Source organism: Exercitatus varius (assembly GCF_029577735.1).
In the GTDB taxonomy this organism is placed as follows: Bacteria; Pseudomonadota; Gammaproteobacteria; order Enterobacterales; family Pasteurellaceae; genus Exercitatus; species Exercitatus varius.
Genome location: NZ_JARQTO010000016.1, coordinates 1 through 22,887 on the forward strand (window position 1 = coordinate 1; position 22,887 = coordinate 22,887).

Here is a 22,887-nt window from a genome sequence, read left to right on the forward strand (position 1 = left end):
TGGGTAAAAACTTTGCAAATTTTATGCGTAATCGCCGGTGCGATTACTTATGGCTCCGCCACCGTTGGAAAAGCCAACGTTCAAAAAGCGTTGCTTTTTGTGACCGCACTTTTGTCCGAAATTTCGGTGAAACAGAGCTAAAAAGATTCTTTTTTGATTAACGATAACAAGAATAAACAGGCGGAACAGATCACCACCGACGGGCCGGCGGCGGTATTGTAGAACGCGGACAGCATTAAGCCCATGGAAACCGCGATCATGCTGACGAAAACGGCGATAACCGCCATCATTTCCGGCGTGCGGGCGAAACGTCTTGCGGTGGCGGCGGGAATGATTAACAGCGAAGTAATGATTAATGCGCCGACGAATTTCATGCTGAGCGCAATGGTTAAGGCGGTGAGAATCATGAGAATAAAGCGCATACGGCGAATGTTAATGCCTTCCACTTGCGCCAGTTCGGGGCTGACCGTGGTGGAAATCAGCGGTTTCCACAGATAAATCAGCACGCTTAACACCAAAATGACGCCGATGGAAATCATCCGCAGATCTTCAAAGGTAACGGCGAGCAGATCGCCGAATAAATATCCCATTAAATCCACGCGCACGTTTTGCAGCAGACCGACGGTCACCACGCCGAGGGAAAGACAGCTGTGAGCAATAATGCCGAGAATGGTGTCCACAGAATATTGCGTATTGCTTTCCAGCCAAACCATGACGACGGCGAGTATGACCGTAAGAATTAAAATGCTGAGGTAGGGATCAATATTCAGAAAAATCCCCAACGCTACGCCAAGTAACGCGGAGTGGGCGAGGGTATCGCCGAAGTACGCCATTTTACGCCACACCACAAAAGCGCCGAGGGGCGCGGTGATGAAGGAAAGTAAAATTCCGGTTAACCAGGCGGGAAGTAAAATTTCTAACATAATGATTCTCGGTTATTTTTTGGCGGTCATATGTTGCGTACAAGGTTGATTGCTTAAACAACAAACGTCGCCGTGCATATTGTGGCGGTGATTGTGGCGATGCGTGTAAAACGCCACGTTTTGGGAAAACTGATCGCCGAAATGCTGGATGAACGTGGGATCGTTCGATACCGTTTCGGGCGTGCCCGCGCAGCAAATATGACGGTTGATACAGACAACCTCGTTAGTGTCCGCCATCACAATGTGCAGATCGTGAGAAACCATGAGCACTGCGCAATTTAAGGTTTCTCTGGTTTGGTGGATGAGCTGATAAAGTTCCGCCTGTCCGTTAATATCCACGCCTTGAGTCGGTTCGTCCAATACCAGCAGATTCGGTTTGTTCAGCATGGCGCGCGCCAACAACACCCGCTGCATTTCTCCGCCCGAAAGTTTTTGCATGGCGCTTTGCGCCAAATGCGATATGGATAATCGCTCCAGAGCGGTTTGAATATCCGAGGCGCGGATGTTTTTTTTCAGCGATAAAAATTTCCGCACGGTTATCGGCAGGCTGTGATCGAGGTGAATTTTCTGCGGTACGTAACCGATACGCAGATTTTTGTTGTATTTGACGGTGCCGGTTGTGGGCGGCAGTAGCTTCAGCAACACCTTTAATAAAGTGGATTTGCCCGCACCGTTCGGACCGACGATAGTAATCACCGTATTAGGAAAAATTTGTAAATTGATATTTTGTAAAGCGATCTTTTGTCCAAAAACGACACTGATGTTATCCAGTTCAACCAAAGGAACCCGAATGGTGTTGATTTTCATAGCCTGACCCAATTACAAATGAAAGCGTGTAAGAATAGCGCATTTCTTGAAAGATGAAAAGTTTTGCCGGTTTTGACGAATGCTAATTATTTGTCCGTTTAAATAGAAGGGGATTCATGTATAATGAATCTTTCCGTTTTTTCAGTGTCTCAAGACGCACAAATTCAGTTAGTTTTTTTAGGATAATCAACCCGGTGACTCAGCACGTCAAATTAGCCAGAGACAGACGCAGAAGAAAATCACGTATTAAAGCGTTGATTTTCTTCTGTGCAATTGTGTGTATTGTGGCGGGCGGCATTCTGAGTCTGAAAGATACGGTGGAACACAAGCCGGAACAAATGCCGGAAGAAACCGTCTATCAAACCTTACAAAATGAACCGGAAAATAATAAAGACGGCGAAACCGCAGCGGGTAAAGAAGATATCGACGCCACCTCTTATGACGACGAATTATCCGATAAAGACGATGAAGTGGACGAGATAAAAATCAATCCCAACGATTTTGATTTGAGCGAACCTTTACCGGCGGAAGCTCAAAGTGCTATCGACGGCTTACTGGATGCCGTCGATCAGGCGAAACGTATTACCGATCAATTCAACCACAGTGTGGTGCGCGGCGACACGTTGAAAGACGTGTTGGAATTATCCGGTTTGGAAGACGATACCAGTAAAAAATTAATCGCCAGTTATCCGGAATTAAAAAATCTGAAGCCGGGTCAGCAATTGTATTGGATTCTGGATAACGAAAATGATCTGGAATATATGAACTGGTTGGTTTCCGAGAAAGAAGAACGGGTGTATGAGCGTAAAGAAGACGGCAAATTCGTTCGTCAGATTATTGAAAAGAAAAGTATCTGGAAAAAAGAAGTGCTGCGCGGAAGCGTGTCGACTTCTTTCCGTGCAAGTTTACGAAGCCAGGGTTTGGACGGACGCCAAATCAATCAGTTGATTACCGCATTACAATGGCAGTTCAGCATGAATAAGCTGAAAAAAGGCGATGATTTTGCCATTTTGATTTCCCGCGAATATTTGGAAAATAAACTAACCGGACAAGGTAATGTGGAAGCGATTCACATTAAAAGCCAAGGGAAAAGCTATTATGCGATTCAGGCGGAAAACGGCCGTTATTACAGCCGGCAGGGCGAAACGTTGGGGAAAGGATTCTCCCGTTATCCGATTCAGCGTCAGGCTCGGGTGTCTTCGCCGTTTAACCCGAAACGCCGTCATCCGGTGACAAAACGCATTCGGCCGCATAAAGGCGTGGATTTCGCGTTGCCGACCGGTACGCCGGTAATTGCGCCGGCAGACGCCATCGTCGAAAAAGTGGCTTATCAGGCGGGCGGCGCCGGTCGCTATATCATCTTGCGTCATGGACGCGAATATCAAACTGTCTATATGCATTTAAGCCGACCGCTTGTGCGCGCAGGACAGTCCGTTAAACGGGGCGAACGGATCGCTTTATCCGGCAACACCGGGATTTCTACCGGCGCCCATTTACATTATGAGTTCCACATTAACGGACGTCCGGTGAACCCGTTGACCGTGAAATTACCGGGCGGCAACAGCGGCATGCAGGATTCGGAACGCCGGGTTTTCCTGGCGCGCGCCAAATCCGTGGAACGCCAGCTTAAATTCTAAGTGTGTAGCTTCGGGTTCAGAACAAAGTGCGGGCAAAAAAATGATCGTTTTTTTGCCCGCACTTTTTGCACTTCACATCATGATTCCAACATGCTAACATGAATATAAGAATTATTCGTATTTTGAATTCATGTTAAAGCGTCGCTATCTTTTTTGTCTCCTCGTTTTATTTTCTCTCTTATCTTTATTTATCGGCGTGAGCACGGTAAATCTTGAGGGATTATTGTGCTTAGATACCGAACAATGGTCGATTTTTCTGATTAGCCGTCTGCCGCGTTTGGTGAGTATTTTAATCGCAGGCTCGGCATTAAGCATTTGCGGGCTTGTTATGCAACAACTGAGCCGTAACCGGTTTGTTTCGCCGACGACGGCGGGCACGATGGATTCGGCGCGTTTGGGGATTTTAATCGCGATATTGCTGTTTCCTTCGGCGTCGATGCTGTTGAAAACCGCGATTGCCGTGGCGGTTTCTTTTTTAGGTACGTTGTTATTTATGACGATTTTGGCCCATCTGAAATTCAAAGACGCCATTTTTGTGCCGTTAGTGGGGATTATGTTCGGCAACATTATCAGCTCGATAGCGGCATTTATCGCCTATAAAGAGGATTTGCTGCAAAACCTGTCGGGTTGGCTGCAAGGGGATTTTTCGTTGGTGATGGCGGGGCGTTACGAGCTGTTGTATTTCAGTATTCCCGCTTTACTGGCGGCGTATTTATTTGCCAATCGGTTTTCTATCGTAGGAATGGGACAGGATTTTGCCACGAATCTGGGCCTGAATTACAAACAAGTGATGTATTTAGGCCTGGCGATTGTGGCGACGGTGTCTTCCGTCGTTATTATTTCCGTGGGCGTGATCCCGTTTTTAGGGCTGATTATTCCCAATATGGTGACGCTTTATCTGGGCGATAATCTGAAAAAAGTTTTGTCTCATACCGCGTTACTGGGCGCCGTATTCGTCCTGATATGCGATATTTTCGGACGTTTGATCATTTTCCCTTATGAAATTGCCATTAATACCGTGGTGGGCGTTATGGGCAGCGGGATTTTTTTGCTTCTTTTATTCAAGCGGTATCGGCATGGTTAATTTGATGAGATCAAAGTGCGGTCAAAAATTGATGAGTTTAGGCATTTTAACCTTAATTGCCGTCGGTCTGTATTTGTTTTACCACTTACCGAATCGCTGGGAATACGCGCTGTATCACCGCAGTTTAAGCTTGCTGGCGATTGTTATTACCGGCGTTGCAATCGCTTTAGCGACCATGATTTTCCAAACCGTGGTGAATAATCGGATACTGACGCCGAGCATTCTGGGATTGGACAGTTTGTTTTTGTTGATTCAGACCGTAATTATCTTTTTATTCGGTTCCGCTACCCTAATGTCGGTGAATCCGCTTGTGCTGTTTCTGGTGTCTACCGCGAGCATGGTATTGTTTGCCGTGGCGTTGTATCACTTTCTGTTCAACAAGGAACGGCAGAATATTTTCTTTTTGTTATTGGTGGGAATTATTTTCGGCACGCTGTTCCAAAGCCTGACGACATTTATGGAAGTGTTGATTGATCCGAACGAATTTCAAATTGCGCAGGATATCGGTTTCGCCAGTTTTAACCGCATTAATATTCATATTTTATGGCTGGCGGCGGCAGTGCTGCTGGCCGGCATTTTGATTACGCTGCGCTATTTACGTTATTTCGATGTTTTGTGCTTAGGGCGGGATGCCGCAATTAACCTTGGCGTGCCTTATCAACGTTTAACCAAGCGACTGCTGATTTTGGTCGCCGTATTGGTGTCGGTTTCTACCGCATTGGTCGGGCCGTTGACATTTCTAGGCTTATTAGTGATGAATCTCACCTTCGAATTTATGCCGACCCATAAACACAAAATACTGATTCCGGCGGCAATGCTGATTTCCGTTATTACGTTACTCGTCGGGCAGGTGCTGGTCTCGCAGGTGTTCACTTTTAATACGACCTTAAGCATTATTATTAATTTCGTCGGCGGCGTATATTTTATTTATTTACTGTTAAGAACGAGCAGAACATGACAATAGAGATTCGAGATATTTACAAGCGGTACGGCAATAAAGTGGTGGTGGATAACGTGTCCGTCACCATTCCGCAAGGCAAAATCACCTCGTTTATCGGCCCCAACGGAGCGGGGAAAAGCACCGTATTATCCGTTATGAGCCGCCTGATTTCTCCCGAATCCGGCGATGTGTTGTTGAACGGTCGATCCTTAATGGCGCAAAAGAGCGCTGATATTGCCAAACAATTATCTATTTTGAAGCAATCGAATCACATCAGTTTGCGTTTAACGGTGGAAGATTTGGTGGCGTTCGGCCGTTTTCCTTATTCCAAAGGAAATCTCACAAAAATCGACCGCACTTTTATTGATAACGCTATCGGTTACATGAATTTAGAAGAATTTCGTGATCAGTATATTGACAATTTAAGCGGCGGCCAGCGCCAACGCGCTTATATTGCCATGACGCTGGCGCAGGATACGGATTATATTTTGCTGGACGAACCCTTAAATAATCTGGATATGAAACATTCCGTGCAGATTATGCAAGTGTTGCGCAAGCTGGTATCGGAGCTGGGCAAAACCGTGGTGATTGTGATTCACGACATTAATTTCGCCTCCTGTTATTCGGATTTCATTATCGCCATGAAAAACGGAAAGCTCGTGGAGCAGGGCGCGGTCGAAGATATTATGCAAAGCGACGTATTACAGAAAATTTACGATATGTTCATTCCGATTCAGGAAATAGACGGATATAAAATCGCCACTTATTTTAGACATTCCAATTAACGAAGAAAGGATAGAAAAATGAAAAAAACATTATCAGTTTTAGCAGTCGGTTTGACCGCACTTTGGTCGGTCAATGTTCAGGCGGGTAACATAACGGTGGAAAATTATGCCGGGAAGCAAATCGTGCCGGATAATCCGCAGAAAGTTGTGGTGCTGGATTTGGGCGCGTTAGACAGTTTACGCGAACTGGGAGTGAAAGATCGGGTGGTCGGCGTGTCAAAAGGCAGCATGCCGGATTATCTGAGTGAATTTTCGGATGACAAATACGCCGATATGGGTTCCCTGGTCGAACCTTCTTTCGAAAATATTAATGAAGCGGAACCGGATTTAATTATCGCCTCGCCGCGCCAGCGTAAAGTGGTTGACCGATTGAAAGAAATCGCACCGGTGTTTTATATCGACAATAATTACACCGATTATTACGCGTCGTTCCAACAAAATATTCTGGCGTTAGGTAAAATTTTCAATCAGGAAAGCGCGGCAAAAGAAAAACTGGCGTTATTGGATAAACGTTTTTCGGCGTTGGAAACCTTAACCAAAAATAAAACGGCGTTAGTGACTTTAGTGAACGAAAGCAAAATCAGCGCTTTCGGCGATAAATCCCGTTATGCATTGGTTTATCAAAAATTCGGTTTTACGCCGATTGACACCAATTTGAGCGGCTCAACCCACGGCAACAGCGTCGGATTTGAGTATGTGGCGGAGAAAAATCCCGATTATTTACTCGTGGTGGATCGCACCGCCGCCATCACGGATAAAGTTAACAATGCCCAAACCGTGCTGAATAACGAAATTATTAACAAAACCAAAGCGGCCCGGAATCACCATATTGTGTATTTGAATGCCGCCAACTGGTATCTTGCTTTCGGCGGTTTGCAATCCATGAATACGATGATTGATGAAATTGCTCATGCCGTTAAGTAATGGAAACGAAAAAGTGCGGTCAAATTTGACCGCACTTTTTTTACTTTTCGGTATTATGTAGCGGTTGCACAAAAGTCAATTTTAGGAAAATTTATGTAGGGGCGGGGTTTATCCCCGCCCGTAAGCCCTGATATTTGAATGAGATTCGGGCGGGGATAAACCCCGCCCCTACGAAAACATTAAATGTTTGTGCAACTGCTACATAATACCGTTACTTTTCCCGAATTACGCTAAAATTTTATCCAGTTCGCGGCTGACCGCTTCAACCGGTTGAGTGCCGTCTAAACGGAAGTACCGAGTGTTGCCCGCTTTGGCTTCAGCCTGGTAATAATCCACCAACGGTTGGGTGGTGGTGTGATAGACGTTCAAGCGATCTAACACGGTTTCCGGTTTGTCATCCGCGCGAATGATTAAGTCTTCGCCGGTGACGTCATCTTTTCCTTCCACTTTCGGCGGATTGTAAACCACGTGATACGAACGACCGGAAGCCGGATGCACGCGGCGGCCGCTCATACGTTCGACGATCACGTCATCCGGCACATCGAATTCCAATACGTAGTCAATGCCGATACCGGCGGCTTTTAAAGCGTCGGCTTGCGGAATCGTGCGAGGGAAACCATCTAATAAGAAACCTTTTTCGCAGTCCGGTTGTGCGACGCGATCCTGCACCAGGGCAATGATTAAATCATCGGGAACCAACTGCCCCGCATCCATCAGCGTTTTGGCCTGTTTGCCCAATTCCGTGCCGGCTTTGATTGCCGCCCGCAGCATATCGCCCGTTGAAATTTGGGGAATAGCGAATTTGTTCATGATGAATTGCGCTTGCGTACCTTTGCCCGCTCCTGGCGCACCTAAAAGAATGATTTTCATATTAACCTCATTGTTTCAAATTAACCCGCTTACCTTACCTTTGTTGTAGCCTAAACTCAAGCTTTGAAGGGAAATATTTGGGTTTTATCGACGGTTTTTTGTGTCAGGTCTAAAAAAACGGTGCGTTTGGTTTGTTGTCAAGCGCTGTTTTTTCCGTTCCAGGGCGCCACCCAGTAAAGGCAAAGCATGCCGGGAATGGCAAGGAAAAAGCAAAGCCAGAAATAATCGTAATAACCCAGCGCATTAATCCATGCTCCCGCCTGCGTGTTTAAAGTGGCGCGCGGCAGCGCGGATAAACTGGTAAATAGCGCCAGTTGCGTGGCGGTATAAAGCGGGTTGGTTTCCCGCGCCATAAACGCCACGAAGGCGGAGGTGCCTAACCCGACACCGATATATTCCGCCGCAATCACTAAACTGAGTATAAAAATTTCGTAGGTTCCGATTTGTTCGAACGGTCCTTGTTTGGCCAACCAGGCGAAGCCTAAAATCGTGATAATCTGCACCATGCCGAATAACCATAATGCGCGGTTAATGCCGATTTTCAGCATAATAATGCCGCCTGCGATACTGGCGACGACCATCGGCCATAAAGAGGCGTTTTTAGCGACCAGCCCGATTTGGGTTTTGCTGTACCCCATGTCTAAATAAAAAGGTGAAATCAATGCGGTGGCCATGCTGTCGCCTAATTTGTACAGAAAAATGAAGGCGAGAATAGCGAGTGCCGAACAGACGCCTTTACGGCCAAAGAATTCTTTGAACGGTTCCACCACGTTGTCTTTTAAAGTGCGGTGAGAATCGAGCGAGATTTTGGGTTCTTTGCTAAGAAACAAGGTCATAAAAATGCCCGGCAGCATAAACAGCGCAGTGATGATAAAGACGGTTTGCCACGGAAAGTGATCGGACAAAATCAGCGATAAGGAAGCGGGCACCAGGCCTGAAATGCGATAAGCGTTCACATGAATGGAATTGCCTAAACCGAGTTCGTTATCGGACAGAATTTCGCGCCGGTAGGCATCAAGTACCACATCCTGATTCGCGGAAAAAAAAGAACACAGCGTCGCCAGGGCGGCAATCAGCATTAACCCCTGATTATTATGGGGCGAAATAAAACCGAAAAGCGCCAGAGAAATAATCAGTAAAATCTGGGAAATCAGAATCCAGCCGCGGCGGCGTCCCAGAAAGGGCGGGACGTAACGATCCAGCAACGGCGCCCACAGAAATTTCCAGCTAAAGGGCAGCGTAACGGCAGTAAAATAACCGAGCGTTTCCAAATCCACCTGCTCGGAGCGCAGCCAGACGGGCAGCAGCGAGCTGATAATATAAAACGGTAAACCCGAACTGAATCCCGTAAAAATACAGATAAGCATATTACGGCTGAAAATTTGCGAAGCCAAAGACGGTTTCGGTAAAGCTTGTTGTGACATGTTGATGATTGATGACGAATATTTGATACGCGAAAGCATAACAAATAATGAACGAGAAGTCTTTAAATGAAAAAGTGCGGGCGATTTTTCGAAAGTTTTTTTAGCGCACGGTATAACGGGCGTAATTAATACGCCCGGGTTATATCGCATGTGAGAGGCGGATTAACCTTCATAACCTTGCGGATTATTTTTCTGCCAGTTCCAGGTGTCGCGCATCATATCTTCCAGCGTATGTGTGGCGGTCCAACCCAAAACTTCGGCCGCTTTTTTCGGGCTCGAATAATAGGAATCGATATCTCCCGCACGACGGGCAACCACTTTATAAGGCACTTTGATGTCGTTTACTTTTTCAAACGCTTTCACCATATCCAACACGGAATAACCCACGCCGGTGCCTAAATTATAGGTGTGTAAACCCGGTTGACCTTGGTGTTTATCAAGCGCTTTTAAGTGACCGACCGCCAGATCCACCACGTGAATGTAGTCGCGCACGCCCGTGCCGTCCGGTGTGTCATAATCGTCGCCGAATACGGAAAGTTCCGGCAATTTACCGATGGCCACCTGGCTGATAAACGGCATTAAGTTATTCGGAATTCCGTTCGGATCTTCGCCGATTAAGCCGCTTTCATGGGCGCCGACCGGATTGAAGTAACGCAATACGATGGCACTGAATTGCGGGTTAACTTTAACCGTATCGGCAAGAATGCGTTCCACCATGTATTTAGAGGTTGCATAAGGGCTGGTGGTGGCCCCGACGGCGCTTTCTTCCGTAACGGGCACCACTTCCGGCACGCCGTAAACCGTTGCGGTAGAGCTGAATACGATGGTATTCACGCCGGCTTTCAGCATTTCTTCCGTTAAAATAATGGAACCGCCTACGTTATTTTCGTAGTAATAAAGCGGCTTTTGTACGCTTTCACCGACAGCTTTTAAACCGGCAAAATGAATGACCGATTCGATTTTGTTTTCGGTAAAGATTTTTTGCAGCATGGCGCGATCCAACACATCGCCTTCGTAAAATTTTACCTGTTTACCCGTAATTTGCGCCACACGGTCCAGAGATTTAGGGGACGCGTTGCAAAGATTGTCTAATACCACGACGTCCTTGCCCGCGTTAAGCAGTTCGACCACGGTATGCGAACCGATGTAACCTGCACCGCCCGTCACTAAAATTGCCATATGTTTTTCCTTTTCTATCGTGTAAAACCGGTGACAAGTATAAAACTTTTGAGCCAGAGGGAAAAGTATTATCCTAAAGTGCGGTCAAAAAACACGCGATTTTTTATTCGCAATCCTTAAAAGGATTGCTCTCCCAAGAGGTCGTTGGCAAAGTCAACGTTTAAAAAAACGATGCTTTTTTTGACCGCACTTTGGCCGGATTTAGCGCGAATCGTTTCCCGAGCTTCTAAACCGTTTTTCGGCGTAAACCTGTTACCGCAATAAAAAAGAACCTCATACTAAGTATGAGGTTCCGAATGATGAGTTGCGATTAGATTGACGCAACGCCCCAAATGGCAACGACAGTGTAAAGTGCCGCTAATCCGTAAAAGATTAAACCGCCCGCCGGGACATGTACTTTAATATCGTGCATGCCGTGGTGGATACGGTGTAAACCCGCCCACGCCGGGAAAATGGTTAGCACTAAAATCACTAACTTGCCGAACCAGTGATGGGCGAATGCGATAATGCCGTCCGGTGAAATAATGCCTAAAGGTAATAAAATCCCCAGGATTAAAATTAATACCGGAAAAGCCAGTCCGCTGACCATGCCGCCTGCACTGAACAATAACCATACAGGTGGCTCATTAGAACGTTTTGGATTTGTATTGATCATTCTTTTGCTCCTTATACGGTTAAATGAAAGCAAGAATTAAGCCGATAACGGAAACAACGGCAAACGCAATTTGCAGCGCTTTTTTGATGACTTCCGCTTTTAAGCCGGTGCTGTTAGACATCACTTCACCCGTCATAGTAAACAGCGTGAAAGCGTGTAATAACATCGCAGCCAATGAGATGATATTTAAAATCATCACAATCGGATTTTGCATGAAACCGACAAAATCGGTGGCAAAAGTATTATCAGCCAGTGAGAATACGCCGTAAAGCAATACTAAACAGAACCAAACGGTCGGAATCGCGGTTGCTTCACGTACCATATAGAATCGATAAAAATCCCAGCTTTTCCACCAAGTCGGGGTGATTTCACGGACGTATTTATTACGTTTTGTGGTTAATTCGCTCATTGCTTTCCCCTTATGCTTTTGGTTTTAACATTGAGATTAAGAAGTCTTTCGCACTTTCCAGTTTGCCTTGGTTGATCGCCGCGGCCGGATTAACGTGTTTCGGACAAACTTCGGAACACGCTCCCACGAAAGTACAAGTCCATACACCGTTGTCGCCGTTAATAATCGGCATACGTTCGGCTTTACCGTTATCGCGGTTGTCAAGGTTATAACGATGTGCCATGGTTAACGCGGCAGGACCGATAAACTCAGGGTTTAAGCCGAATTGCGGACAAGCGGCGTAGCATAGACCACAGTTGATACACATTGAGAACTGACGGTATTTTTCCAACTGTTTCGGTGTTTGTTTGGTACGGCTTTTTTGTAATTCCGCCGATTCATGCGGTTGACCGTCCAATTCGGGCATTTTATTGCCGATAATGTACGGTTTAATCGCTTCCAGACTTTCGATGAAATGGCTTAAATCCACCACTAAATCGCGTTCGATAGGGAAGTTTGCCAAAGCTTCGATACGCATATGACCGCTGTAATCGCGCAAGAAAGTTTTACATGCCAGTTTAGGAATGTTATTTACCATCATGCCGCAAGAACCGCAGATCGCCATTCGGCAAGACCAGCGATAAGACAATTCCGGCTCCAGGCGATCTTTAATATAACCCAATGCATCCAACAGAGACGTTTGGTTGTCATAAGGGACTTGATAAGTTTTTAAATACGGTTCTTTGTCTGTTTCAGGGTTGTAACGCAAGATTTCTACGTTCATTACTTGATTCGTCATGTTGCGTTCTCCTTATGCGTTTTGGGCTTTAGCCGCTTTTTCTTGAGCTTCGGCTTCCGCGCCGTACACGCGTTTAGCAGGTTGGAATGTGGTAATTTTCACATCGCTGTAGTCGATACGCGGTGCATCGTTGCCGTTGTAGAAGGCAAGCGTATGTTTCAAATAATTCACGTCGTCACGTTCGGTATAATCTAAACGTTGGTGCGCACCGCGGGATTCTTTACGTTGCAACGCAGAGTTCGCGATAGATTGAGCCACATCTAAGATGTAACCTAATTCTACGGTGTAAAGTACGTTGGTGTTGAACACGCTTGAACGATCCTGAATACGGATGCGTTTATAACGTTCTTTCAATTCGGCAATTTTATTAACCGCAGTTTGCATGCTGGCTTCGTCACGATAAATACCGCAACCTTCTTCCATTGCCGTACCCATTTCTTCGCGGATATCCGCCCAGTTTTCGGTACCTTCCTGATTGTAAAGATCTTCCAGGCGTTTCACTACGTCGCGGGCTTGCGCATCCACCGCCGTCTGATTAACGGATTGCGCTTCGGTCGCACGTTGTGCGGCGTGTTCACCGGCAACGCGACCTAAAACCACTAATTCGGCAAGGGAGTTAGAACCTAAACGGTTGGCGCCGTGTAAGCCTGAAGACGCACATTCGCCCACAGCAAATAAACCTTTAATACGGGTTTCGCTGTTGAAGTCGATTTCAATACCGCCCATGGTGTAGTGAACCACAGGACGAACCGGAATCGGCTCTTTAACCGGATCCACGCCTTCGTAGGCATTAGCTAATTCGCAAATGAACGGAAGACGTTCGTGTAAATAATCCGCACCCAAATGACGTAAATCCAAGTGCACCACATCAACGCCTTTCGCCGTTTTCAATGTGTTGCCTTTTTTCCATTCCTGCCAGAATGCCTGAGAGACTTTATCGCGCGGACCTAATTCCATGTATTTGTTTTGCGGTTTGCCGATCGGAGTTTCCGGGCCTAAACCGTAATCCTGTAAGTAACGGTAACCGTCTTTATTGACTAAAATACCGCCTTCGCCACGGCAACCTTCGGTCATTAAGATACCGGTATTCGGCAAGCCGGTCGGGTGATATTGAACGAATTCCATATCGCGAAGCGGTACGCCGTGACGATACGCCATGGATAAACCGTCACCGGTCACAATACCGCCGTTAGTATTGAATTTGAATGAACGGCAACCGCCACCCGTCGCAATAACAACGGCATTCGCATTAATTTGCACTAACGTGCCTTCCATCATGTTCATGGCAACCATGCCGCGGGCATGACCGTCATCCACTAAAATATCCAACACGAAATGTTCGTCAAAACGTTGAATTTGCGGATATTGGATGGAAGTCTGGAATAACGTATGAAGCATGTGGAAACCGGTTTTATCGGCTGCGAACCAAGTCCGTTCGATCTTCATTCCGCCAAAGCGGCGTACGTTAACGTCACCGTCCGCTTTACGGGACCACGGGCAACCCCAACGTTCAAGTTGAGTCATTTCCACCGGTGAATGTTTAACGAAATATTCTACAACGTCTTGTTCACACAACCAGTCGCCGCCGGCAACAGTGTCTTGGAAGTGTTTGTCATAGCTATCTTCTTCTTTAATAACCGCCGCCGCGCCGCCTTCGGCCGCCACGGTATGGCTACGCATCGGATAAACTTTAGAAACTAATGCAATTTTTAGGTTAGGATTTGCTTCCGCCGCCGCAATCGCCGCGCGTAAACCGCCACCGCCGGCACCCACAATCGCAATATCGACATTAACTGTTTGCACGATATTTTTCTCCAATAATTAAGTAAATAAAACTCAAATTTAAACCGTGTTAATGAGTGATCTCATTTTTCACTATCGAGCATTTTGCCACGATTTTATCCAATTTCTACCTCTTTTTAACTATTTCACGAATTAATCTGATATTTTGTGATCTACCTCAAAAAATGAAAAATCTGAGATGAGAAATGTTTTTATTTAAATGTATTTCAATTGAGTAAACGATTGCGAATGCTGGTTCGTCAGGCATAAAAAAAGCACCCGATATCGTTGGGTGCTTTAAAATTTTGCCTGATGCGAAAATTAGCGACGTAAATTTAAACGCGTAATAATTTCGGAATATTTCGCTAAATCGGTACGTTTCAGGTAGTCTAATAATTTACGACGACGAGAAACCATGCGTAATAAACCGCGACGACCGTGGTGGTCTTTTTTGTGCTCGGCAAAGTGATCTTGAAGATGGTTGATTTGAGCGGTTAATAATGCGATTTGAACTTCTGACGAACCAGTGTCTTTTGCATCACGACCGAATTCTGCAACGATTGCAGCTTTTTGTTCTACGCTTAGAGACATTTTTTTACTCCTAAAAAGTAAGTTAACGATACATCGTTCGCCGATCTCTAATTCAGCGACGATAAGGAAGTGTGTATTGTAGCGGTTTAACGGGATTTTGCAACTTATTCTTTACTTTGATTTTGCTTAAACGCCAGATATTCTTCCAGCACTTCAATGGCGTCCAGGCAACGTTGGCGGCGGCGTCGGGTGATGTCGATTTGCTGCTGAATCCGCATTTTTTCGGTTTCCGATTGAGATTGTTTTTGTAAGTCCTTCTGCCCGTTCAGTTTTTCATTTAACGCCTGCAAGGCTTCATAATATTTTATCAAACGTTCGCGCGGCGGCAGTTGTTCCAGTTGCCGACGCTGCGTTTCCCGTTCGTTAAAAACTTGCTTAAAATTGACCGCACTTTTGGCCTGAGGCTTTTCAATAAACGACAATGCGTCGGTCAGCGCGTTATATTGCGCCGATAATTTCTCACTGAGAAAGGCCGTTTGTTCCACATCTTCGGGAGTGAGGCGTGAAATTTGCTCCGCGCAATGGCGGATTTCGTTCAGATAAAATTCCACCGGTTGAAAATTTTCGGAAAATACCGCCGGATCAAATTTTGTGTATAAAATTTCACGCTTCACGGGTTCGTATTGTTGCTGCAACCGGGTAATCAACTGGTGCAGCCGGCTTAAAAGTGCGGTCAGATTTTGCATAGTTTTTTCTGCATAAACGAATCCCCCGGAGGACGGGGGATAGGATTATAACGTCATGGCGGCGATCCAACCGAATACCATCAACGGAATGTTGTAGTGGATAAAGGTCGGTACCACGCTGTCCCAAATGTGATCGTGCTTACCGTCGATATTTAAACCGGAAGTCGGCCCCAGAGTGGAGTCCGATGCCGGCGAACCCGCGTCTCCCAAGGCGGCCGCCACACCGACGATGGAAACCGTGGCGAGCGGTGAAAAACCGACGGCAAGACATAAAGGCACGTAAATGGAAGTAATAATCGGCACGGTGGAGAACGACGAACCGATGCCCATGGTGATGAGCAAGCCCACCAACAACATTAAAAATGCGGCAATGCCTTTGTTTTCCGGGCCTAAACCCTGACTGAAACCGTTGACCAATTCGGTGACGTCGCCGGTTGCGTTGATTACGTTGGCAAAACCCGATGCGGCAATCATTACAAAACCGATCATCGCCATTAAACGCAGGCCTTGTTGGAAAATATCATTGCTTTCTTTCAGGCGGAAAACGCCGAAAACCCCGAAAATAATTAAGCCCGCCAGCCCGCCGATAATGGTTGAGCTGGTGAACAGCTGAAGTCCGAAAGTCACGATAATCGCCAGCAGACTTACCCATACGTGGATGGGTTTGATGCCGGCGATATGTCGTTCGATTTCGGCCGTGGTCGGTTCTTCGATGTGCACTTGATATTCGCGCGGTTTGCGATAAGTAATGAACACCGCGGTTAATAAGCCTAAAAACATGCCGATAACGGGAATTGTCATCGCCATGGACACTTCGCCGACATTGGTTTGTAAGCCCAGTGAAGCGCCCGCTTCGTTAATGTTTTTCACCAGAATGCTTTCGATAAAGATTTTACCGAAACCCACCGGTAAATACATATAAGTGGCGGTTAAACCGAAAGTTAATACGCAAGCTACGGCGCGGCGATCGATTTTTAATCGATTGAAAATGCTCAACAGCGGCGGCACCACGATCGGAATAAAGGCGATGTGCACCGGTAACAGGTTTTGCGAAGAAATCGAAAAGGCCAGCAGTACCGTCAAAATAAAATATTTAAATCCGGTGACGGATTTTCCCGTCGGCGTTTTGCCCAGACGTTTAATCGCTTTGAACGCCAGTAAATCCGTAATACCGGATTTGGAAATCGCTATCGCGAAGGCGCCGAGAATCGCGTAATTCATGGCCACTTCGGCTCCGCCGCCTAAGCCGCCGGTAAAGGTTTCAATGGTTTTGCTAAGACCTAAACCGCCGGTCAATCCTGCGGTTAACGCTGAGATAATGAGCGCGATAACAACATTAATGCGTAACAGGCTTAAAATAAGCAACACGATAATTGAGATAACAACTGCATTGGTTAACATTGTATGTCCTTAGATTTAAAAAGTGCGGTCAAATTTTTCAACGTTTTGGGCGAGATGCGGAAATCCGCCCAACGCTTTCAAATGATTGACCATATAACAAAATAACTCCGCCGTCCGTTCGGTATCGTACAATGCTGAATGCGCCTGTTTGCCGTCAAAGGAAATATTCGCCGCCTGACAGGCCTTCACCAGCACCGTTTGCCCGAACATTAATCCGCTCAGAGTGGCGGTATCGAAGCTGCCGAAAGGGTGAAACGGATTTCGTTTGATTTTCGTGCGTTCGGCCGCCGCCATCACAAATCCGTGATCGAAGGCGGCGTTATGCGCCACAATAATGGAACGCTGACATTCGGCGTTTTTTTGTCCGCGGCGCACCATTTGGAACAAACCGGTTATCGCTTCCGATTCCGATACGGCAATGGCGTTGCGAATCGGACTTTCTAAATCGATACCGTTGATTTTCATGGATTCGGGATTAATGCCCGCGCCTTCAAAAGGGCGGATATGGCAATGATAGGTTTGATCGGGCGCCAGATCGCCGTTTTCATCCATTTTCAGCGTAATGGCGGCCAGTTCGAGCAAACCGTCGGTTTGACAATTCAAACCGGCGGTTTCCACATCAATCACCACAGGATAATAACCGCGGAAACGGTTTTTAAGCAAACGATAATCGGGTTGACTTTCCGCTTGCGGTTCCGTTAAATGTTGTTCCGTCAAAATGCGTTTCCTAATCCCGATTTAGCGTCTTTATTTTCGATAAATTCGATTTTATAGCCGTCCGGATCTTCCACGAAAGCAATCACTGTGGTGCCGCCTTTAACCGGGCCCGGTTCGCGGGTGACTTTGCCGCCGTGCGATTTTACCGCTTCGCAGGTGGCATAAATATCGTCTACGCCAATGGCGATATGACCGTATGCCGTACCTAATTCATATTCGCTCACGCCCCAGTTATAAGTCAGTTCGATTACGGCGCTTTTGTCTTCGTCGTCATAACCTAAAAACGCTAATGAATATTGATATTCCGGGTTTTCACTGGTGCGCAGCAAACGCATGCCTAAAACTTCCCGATAGAATTTAACCGAACGGTCTAAATCTCCCACGCGAAGCATTGTGTGTAGAATTCGCATGATTTTCTCCTGATATGTGAAATATAAAAACGCTGGAATTATGCCACAGAATTATATAGATAAGAAGAGCGTGAGTTAGATCACAAATTTGAATAATAGTGATTGAATTTTATGCCCGGAAAAAGATATAACCAAGGCAAGCTTATAAGACAAATAAGGAGTTGTATATGTTTGCTTTCTTAAAAGCTTCACCCCCAATTCCGCGTATTGACGCATCTCGGACAGATGCCGAATATCGTAAATTACGTTGGCAGGTATTTGCCGGTGTTTTCATTGGTTATGCCGCCTATTATCTTATCCGTAAAAATTTCTCTCTTGCTATTCCTTATTTAATTGATGAATACGGTTACAGCAAAGCTGATCTTGGTATCGTCGGTGTGGCGCTATCCTTGGCTTATGGTTTCAGTAAGTTCATTATGGGGAATGTGTCGGATCGTTCTAATCCTAAATATTTCATTACGTTGGGGTTATTAGGTTCCGCTTGTGTGAGCTTGTTCTTCGGTTTAGTGCCTGGCGTGTTGGCATCCATTCCGTTTATGGTTGTACTGGGTGCGTTAAACGGATGGTTCCAAGGCATGGGATATCCGCCGGGTGCGAAAACCATGACAAACTGGTTCAGTAAATCAGAACGCGGCGGCTGGTGGAGTTGGTGGAATATATCACATAATTTAGGTGGTGGGTTAATTGGTCCGCTGGCTTTATTGGGGTTAGCGATTTTTGGTGCATGGCAATCCCTTTTCTATTTGCCGGCCTTAATTGCCATTGTTTTGGCATTTATTATATTTTTCCTAATGCGTGATACGCCGGAATCCGAAGGATTGCCGCCGGTAGATGAATGGAAGGGTGAGAAAGTAATTGAAAAAGTTGAGTCCGCTCATACTTTATCTTCCATGGATATTTTTAGAAAATACATTATGTATAATAAATTTCTATGGGCGATTGCTATTGCCAATGTATTCGTGTATTTCATCCGTTATGGCATTATCGACTGGGCACCGACTTATCTCAAAGAAGTGAAACATTTCACTGTAGATAAACAAAGCTGGGCGTATTTCCTTTATGAGTATGCCGGAATTTTTGGCATGTTGGCGAGCGGTTATTTAAGCGATCATGTCTTTAAGGGACATCGCGCTCCACCCATGTTGTTATTCCTTGTAGGCGTACTGATTGCCATTTTGGTTTATTGGAAAAATCCGGCGGGTAATCCGTTGGTGGATAATATTTGTCTTGTGGCAATCGGCTTCTTGATTTATGGACCGGTGATGATGATTGGTTTACAGGCGGCGGATTTAGCTCCGCGCGTGGCAACGGGTACGGCAACGGGATTAACCGGTTTATTCGGCTATTTACTGGGCTCGGCTTCCGCCGGTTGGGTGATGGGGAAACTGGTTGACCTGTACGGCTGGGACGGTGGTTTTTATGCCTTAATTGCGGCATGCGTACTAGGTTTCATTTTCATTGCATACACCTTATTCTATAAACCGAATCAAGCATAAATTATCAATAAAAATGTCCGCACTTTATGTGTCAAGTGCGGGCATTTTTTTTCATGTTTTTTATTTATCCGTCATCCATTTATCATAGATTTATTGATTTTATCGTTATGCTTAAATTAGCGAATTATTTTAACGCGATCATCGATCCGAAGTTAAAACACTGGAACCACAGTTCCACATGAGAAAATCCCACGTTTTTTAACCGCACTTTATGCGTGTTGAGGCTGTCGATTCGCATGACGTTTTCCAATGCCGCGCGTTTTTGGCTGACTTCCAGTTCGCTGTAGCCGTTGGCGCGTTTGAAGGTATGATGTAAATCGATTAGCAGGTTGTTTGTGGTTTCGTCTTCGAAACGGAATTTTTCCGATAAAACCAACAGTCCGCCCGGATTTAATCCGCGATAAATTTTTTCCAGCACGGCTTGCCGATCTTCCGGCGGCAGAAATTGCAGGGTGAAGTTTAAAATCACCATTGAGGCGTTTTCAATGCGGATGTTACGGATGTCGTCGCATAAAATTTCTACCGGAATTTCACTGTGATAAGCGTTGAGATGCTGGCGGGCGCGTTCCGCCATGGGTTGGGAATTATCCACGCCGATAATTTTGACGTTCGCTTGTTTGATATTGCGCCGAGCGGAAAGGGTCGCGGCGCCCCGCGAGCAACCCAAGTCATAAACTTGACTATTAGGCGTGACGAAACGTTCGGCCAGCATGCCGATGGCGGTGATGATATTGGAATAGCCCGGTACGGAACGCTGGATCATATCGGGAAACACTTCCGCCACATTTTCATCAAAAGTAAAATCTCCCAATTTCTCGATAGGGGCGGAAAAAATGGTATCTTTGTTCATAATTCTGGTTATTCGGCTCAAAAGTGCGGTTATTTTAGAAGAAGTTTTGATTTTTTTCAGCTATAATTTGCCGGTTATTTTGTCAGAATAAATTTTAAAGGAAAACAGATATGATGCGTTCTCATTATTGCGGTGCGTTAAACCGCGGCAACATCGGGCAAGAAGTGACGTTAAGCGGTTGGGTTCATCGCCGTCGCGATTTGGGCGGTTTAATTTTTATCGATATGCGTGATCGCGAAGGTATCGTGCAGGTCTGTTTCGATCCGAAATATCAGGAAGCCTTAACCGCCGCCGCTGGTTTGCGCAATGAGTTCTGTATTCAAATTAAAGGCGAAGTGATCGCGCGTCCGGATAATCAAATCAACAAAAACATGGCGACCGGCGAAGTGGAAGTGCTGGCAAAAGCATTGTCCGTTTATAACGCTTCCGATGTGTTACCGCTGGACTTCAACCAAAACAACACCGAAGAACAGCGCTTAAAATACCGTTATTTGGATTTACGCCGTCCGGAAATGGCGCAGCGGTTGAAAAAACGGGCTAAGATCACCAGCTTTGTACGCCGTTTTATGGATGAACAGGGATTCCTGGATATTGAAACGCCGATGCTGACCAAAGCCACTCCGGAAGGCGCTCGTGACTATTTAGTACCGAGCCGCGTGCATAAAGGCAAATTCTACGCGTTGCCGCAGTCTCCGCAGTTGTTCAAACAGCTGCTAATGATGTCCGGGTTTGACCGTTATTACCAAATCGTTAAATGTTTCCGTGACGAAGATTTGCGTGCGGATCGTCAACCCGAATTCACCCAAATCGATGTGGAAACCAGCTTCTTAACCGCACCGGAAGTACGCGAAATTATGGAAAAAATGATTCACGGTTTGTGGTTAAACATCATTAACGTGGATTTAGGCAAATTCCCGGTGATGACATGGGCCGAAGCTATGCAGCGTTTTGGCTCCGACAAACCGGATTTGCGCAATCCGTTGGAAATCACGGATATCGCGGATATCGTGAAAGACGTGGATTTCAAAGTATTCAGCGGCCCGGCAAATGATGCAAACGGCCGGGTGGCGGTGATTCGCGTGCCGAACGGTGCAAATATCACCCGCAAACAAATTGACGAATACACTCAATTTGTGGGCATTTACGGTGCAAAAGGCTTGGCGTGGCTGAAAGTGAACGATGTGAATGCCGGTCTTGAAGGCGTGCAAAGCCCGATTGCAAAATTCTTAACGGAAGAAAAAATCAAGGCGATTTTTGACCGCACTTTTGCCCAAACGGGCGATATTTTATTCTTCGGCGCGGACAAATGGCAAACCGCCACCGACGCAATGGGCGCATTACGCCTGAAATTGGGGCGTGATTTGGGCTTAACCCGTTTGGACGAATGGGCGCCGCTATGGGTGATCGATTTCCCGATGTTTGAACGCGACGAAGAAGGCAATCTTGCCGCCATGCATCATCCGTTCACCTCACCGAAAGATTTTAGTCCGGAACAGCTTGAAGCGGATCCGACAAGTGCGGTGGCGAACGCCTATGATATGGTCATTAACGGCTACGAAGTGGGCGGCGGTTCGGTACGTATATTTGATCCGAAAATGCAGCAAACCGTGTTCCGCATTTTGGGCATTGACGAAGAACAACAACGGGAAAAATTCGGTTTCCTGCTGGACGCTTTAAAATTCGGCACGCCGCCGCATGCGGGTCTGGCCTTCGGTTTAGATCGTTTAACCATGCTGCTCACCGGTACAGACAACATCCGTGACGTTATCGCCTTCCCGAAAACTACCGCGGCGGCCTGTTTAATGACGGAAGCGCCGAGCACGGCAAATCCGCAGGCGTTAACGGAGCTGGCGATTTCGGTGGTGAAAGCCGAGTAATGTTTTAAGGACGCAATGAATTACAAAAATCCCAATAGCGTTCTGGTTGTCATTTATGCAAAAAATTCAGGAAGGGTTCTCATGCTGCAACGCAAAGACGATCCTGAATTCTGGCAATCGGTAACAGGATCGCTGGCGGAAAAAGAAACGCCGTTTTTGACCGCACTTCGTGAAGTAAAAGAAGAAATTGGCGTGGATATTGTGGCGGAAAATCTTGAACTGGTGGATTGCAATGAATCCGTAGAATTTGAAATTTTCCCGCATTTTCGGTATAAATACGCGCCGAATGTCACGCATTGCAAAGAACATTGGTTTTTATTGGGCTTGCCTTTCGAGCGCGAACCTGATTTAACCGAGCATTTAGCCTATCAATGGCTAGCGCCCGCAAAAGCGGCAGAACTGACTAAATCGCCCAACAATGCACAGGCGATTAGAAAGTATTTAATTGACCAAAGTGCGGTCAAAAAATCGTAAGTTTTTAACCGCGCTTTAATGTAACAATGGGTTTCCTTCTTTACCGCCTAAAAATGGTTTAATTTGTAGAAAAATTTGTACTGTTTGAGTGAAGCGAGTTTACAAATTTTTCGTTAAACAAATTAAAGTATTTTTAGGAAACAAGGCAAAGCAGGGTTGCCTTTCTTTTGGTTACTTTTCTTTAGCAA

General features: G+C 46.1%; 23 protein-coding genes. 8 read left to right on the plus strand and 15 right to left on the minus strand.

Annotation, left to right across the window (positions count from 1 at the left end):
• Positions 1-137: 137 nt before the first annotated feature.
• Positions 138-923, minus strand: a complete 786-nt coding sequence (znuB, locus tag P7M01_RS09635; RefSeq protein WP_317483185.1) for a zinc ABC transporter permease subunit ZnuB — start codon at positions 921-923, stop codon at positions 138-140.
• A 12-nt stretch (positions 924-935) separates the two neighbouring features.
• Positions 936-1,730, minus strand: coding sequence for a zinc ABC transporter ATP-binding protein ZnuC (znuC, locus tag P7M01_RS09640; protein ID WP_317481320.1), 795 nt, complete (start codon positions 1,728-1,730; stop codon positions 936-938).
• A gap of 194 nt (positions 1,731-1,924) precedes the next feature.
• Here znuC and mepM point away from each other — a divergent pair, with 194 nt between their 5' ends.
• From mepM to P7M01_RS09665, 5 genes are all read left to right on the plus strand, one after another.
• Complete coding sequence (gene mepM / locus P7M01_RS09645; protein ID WP_238398856.1) at positions 1,925-3,367, plus strand: murein DD-endopeptidase MepM; 1,443 nt, start codon at positions 1,925-1,927, stop codon at positions 3,365-3,367.
• A 130-nt stretch (positions 3,368-3,497) separates the two neighbouring features.
• Entirely contained in the window at positions 3,498-4,451 is a 954-nt protein-coding gene (locus P7M01_RS09650; RefSeq protein WP_317483184.1) for an ABC transporter permease, read from the plus strand.
• 31 nt (positions 4,452-4,482) lie between these two features.
• A complete protein-coding gene (locus P7M01_RS09655) occupies positions 4,483-5,409 on the plus strand; it encodes an iron chelate uptake ABC transporter family permease subunit (RefSeq protein ID WP_394853441.1) in 927 nt (308 codons plus the stop codon).
• Positions 5,406-6,176 carry an iron ABC transporter ATP-binding protein gene (locus P7M01_RS09660; RefSeq protein ID WP_317483183.1) on the plus strand — a complete coding sequence of 257 codons (771 nt, stop codon included), beginning with the start codon at positions 5,406-5,408 and terminating at the stop codon, positions 6,174-6,176. Before P7M01_RS09655 ends, P7M01_RS09660 begins: the two co-directional genes overlap by 4 nt.
• An 18-nt stretch (positions 6,177-6,194) precedes the next feature.
• Positions 6,195-7,100 carry a siderophore ABC transporter substrate-binding protein gene (locus tag P7M01_RS09665; protein ID WP_317483182.1) on the plus strand — a complete coding sequence of 302 codons (906 nt, stop codon included), beginning with the start codon at positions 6,195-6,197 and terminating at the stop codon, positions 7,098-7,100.
• Between the two features lie 225 nt (positions 7,101-7,325).
• Here P7M01_RS09665 and adk read toward each other — a convergent pair whose 3' ends face one another.
• The 12 genes from adk to gloA all read right to left on the minus strand — a co-directional run bounded on the left by adk (position 7,326) and on the right by gloA (position 18,002).
• On the minus strand, positions 7,326-7,970 hold the full coding sequence (gene adk, locus P7M01_RS09670; RefSeq protein WP_317476511.1) for an adenylate kinase: 645 nt from the start codon (positions 7,968-7,970) through the stop codon (positions 7,326-7,328).
• A 137-nt stretch (positions 7,971-8,107) separates the two neighbouring features.
• Positions 8,108-9,394 (minus strand): AmpG family muropeptide MFS transporter, encoded by a 1,287-nt coding sequence (locus P7M01_RS09675; protein ID WP_317483181.1) that lies wholly within the window; start codon positions 9,392-9,394, stop codon positions 8,108-8,110.
• A gap of 162 nt (positions 9,395-9,556) precedes the next feature.
• Complete coding sequence (gene galE, locus P7M01_RS09680) at positions 9,557-10,573, minus strand: UDP-glucose 4-epimerase GalE (protein WP_202937069.1); 1,017 nt, start codon at positions 10,571-10,573, stop codon at positions 9,557-9,559.
• A 310-nt stretch (positions 10,574-10,883) separates the two neighbouring features.
• Complete coding sequence (frdD, locus tag P7M01_RS09685; protein WP_202937070.1) at positions 10,884-11,228, minus strand: fumarate reductase subunit FrdD; 345 nt, start codon at positions 11,226-11,228, stop codon at positions 10,884-10,886.
• A gap of 19 nt (positions 11,229-11,247) precedes the next feature.
• Entirely contained in the window at positions 11,248-11,637 is a 390-nt protein-coding gene (gene frdC, locus P7M01_RS09690; RefSeq protein WP_317475776.1) for a fumarate reductase subunit FrdC, read from the minus strand.
• Between the two features lie 10 nt (positions 11,638-11,647).
• Positions 11,648-12,415, minus strand: a complete 768-nt coding sequence (locus P7M01_RS09695; protein ID WP_202937072.1) for a succinate dehydrogenase/fumarate reductase iron-sulfur subunit — start codon at positions 12,413-12,415, stop codon at positions 11,648-11,650.
• A gap of 12 nt (positions 12,416-12,427) precedes the next feature.
• Complete coding sequence (gene frdA, locus P7M01_RS09700; RefSeq protein WP_317475775.1) at positions 12,428-14,218, minus strand: fumarate reductase (quinol) flavoprotein subunit; 1,791 nt, start codon at positions 14,216-14,218, stop codon at positions 12,428-12,430.
• A 300-nt stretch (positions 14,219-14,518) separates the two neighbouring features.
• Positions 14,519-14,788: a 30S ribosomal protein S15 gene (gene rpsO, locus P7M01_RS09705; protein ID WP_202937074.1), complete on the minus strand. Its 270-nt coding sequence runs from the start codon at positions 14,786-14,788 to the stop codon at positions 14,519-14,521.
• Positions 14,789-14,892: 104 nt separating this feature from the next.
• A complete protein-coding gene (locus tag P7M01_RS09710; protein WP_317483180.1) occupies positions 14,893-15,474 on the minus strand; it encodes a primosomal replication protein in 582 nt (193 codons plus the stop codon).
• Positions 15,475-15,519: 45 nt separating this feature from the next.
• The gene (locus P7M01_RS09715; RefSeq protein WP_317480372.1) at positions 15,520-16,875 is read right to left on the minus strand and encodes a Na+/H+ antiporter family protein; all 1,356 of its coding nucleotides are present in this window, start codon (positions 16,873-16,875) and stop codon (positions 15,520-15,522) included.
• A 15-nt stretch (positions 16,876-16,890) separates the two neighbouring features.
• Positions 16,891-17,592: a ribonuclease T gene (gene rnt / locus P7M01_RS09720; protein WP_317475772.1), complete on the minus strand. Its 702-nt coding sequence runs from the start codon at positions 17,590-17,592 to the stop codon at positions 16,891-16,893.
• Positions 17,589-18,002, minus strand: coding sequence for a lactoylglutathione lyase (gene gloA / locus P7M01_RS09725; RefSeq protein WP_202937078.1), 414 nt, complete (start codon positions 18,000-18,002; stop codon positions 17,589-17,591). The genes rnt and gloA overlap by 4 nt, the downstream gene beginning before the upstream one ends.
• Before the next feature lie 167 nt (positions 18,003-18,169).
• On the opposite strand from gloA, the gene pgtP reads away from it, so the two are divergent.
• The gene (gene pgtP, locus P7M01_RS09730; RefSeq protein ID WP_317475771.1) at positions 18,170-19,498 is read left to right on the plus strand and encodes a phosphoglycerate transporter protein PgtP; all 1,329 of its coding nucleotides are present in this window, start codon (positions 18,170-18,172) and stop codon (positions 19,496-19,498) included.
• Positions 19,499-19,622: 124 nt separating this feature from the next.
• Here pgtP and cmoA read toward each other — a convergent pair whose 3' ends face one another.
• Complete coding sequence (gene cmoA / locus P7M01_RS09735; RefSeq protein ID WP_317483179.1) at positions 19,623-20,348, minus strand: carboxy-S-adenosyl-L-methionine synthase CmoA; 726 nt, start codon at positions 20,346-20,348, stop codon at positions 19,623-19,625.
• Positions 20,349-20,458: 110 nt separating this feature from the next.
• Here cmoA and aspS point away from each other — a divergent pair, with 110 nt between their 5' ends.
• Positions 20,459-22,225: an aspartate--tRNA ligase gene (gene aspS / locus P7M01_RS09740; RefSeq protein WP_317483178.1), complete on the plus strand. Its 1,767-nt coding sequence runs from the start codon at positions 20,459-20,461 to the stop codon at positions 22,223-22,225.
• A 15-nt stretch (positions 22,226-22,240) separates the two neighbouring features.
• Positions 22,241-22,699 carry a dihydroneopterin triphosphate diphosphatase gene (gene nudB, locus P7M01_RS09745; protein WP_317483177.1) on the plus strand — a complete coding sequence of 153 codons (459 nt, stop codon included), beginning with the start codon at positions 22,241-22,243 and terminating at the stop codon, positions 22,697-22,699.
• Positions 22,700-22,887: the final 188 nt, after the last annotated feature.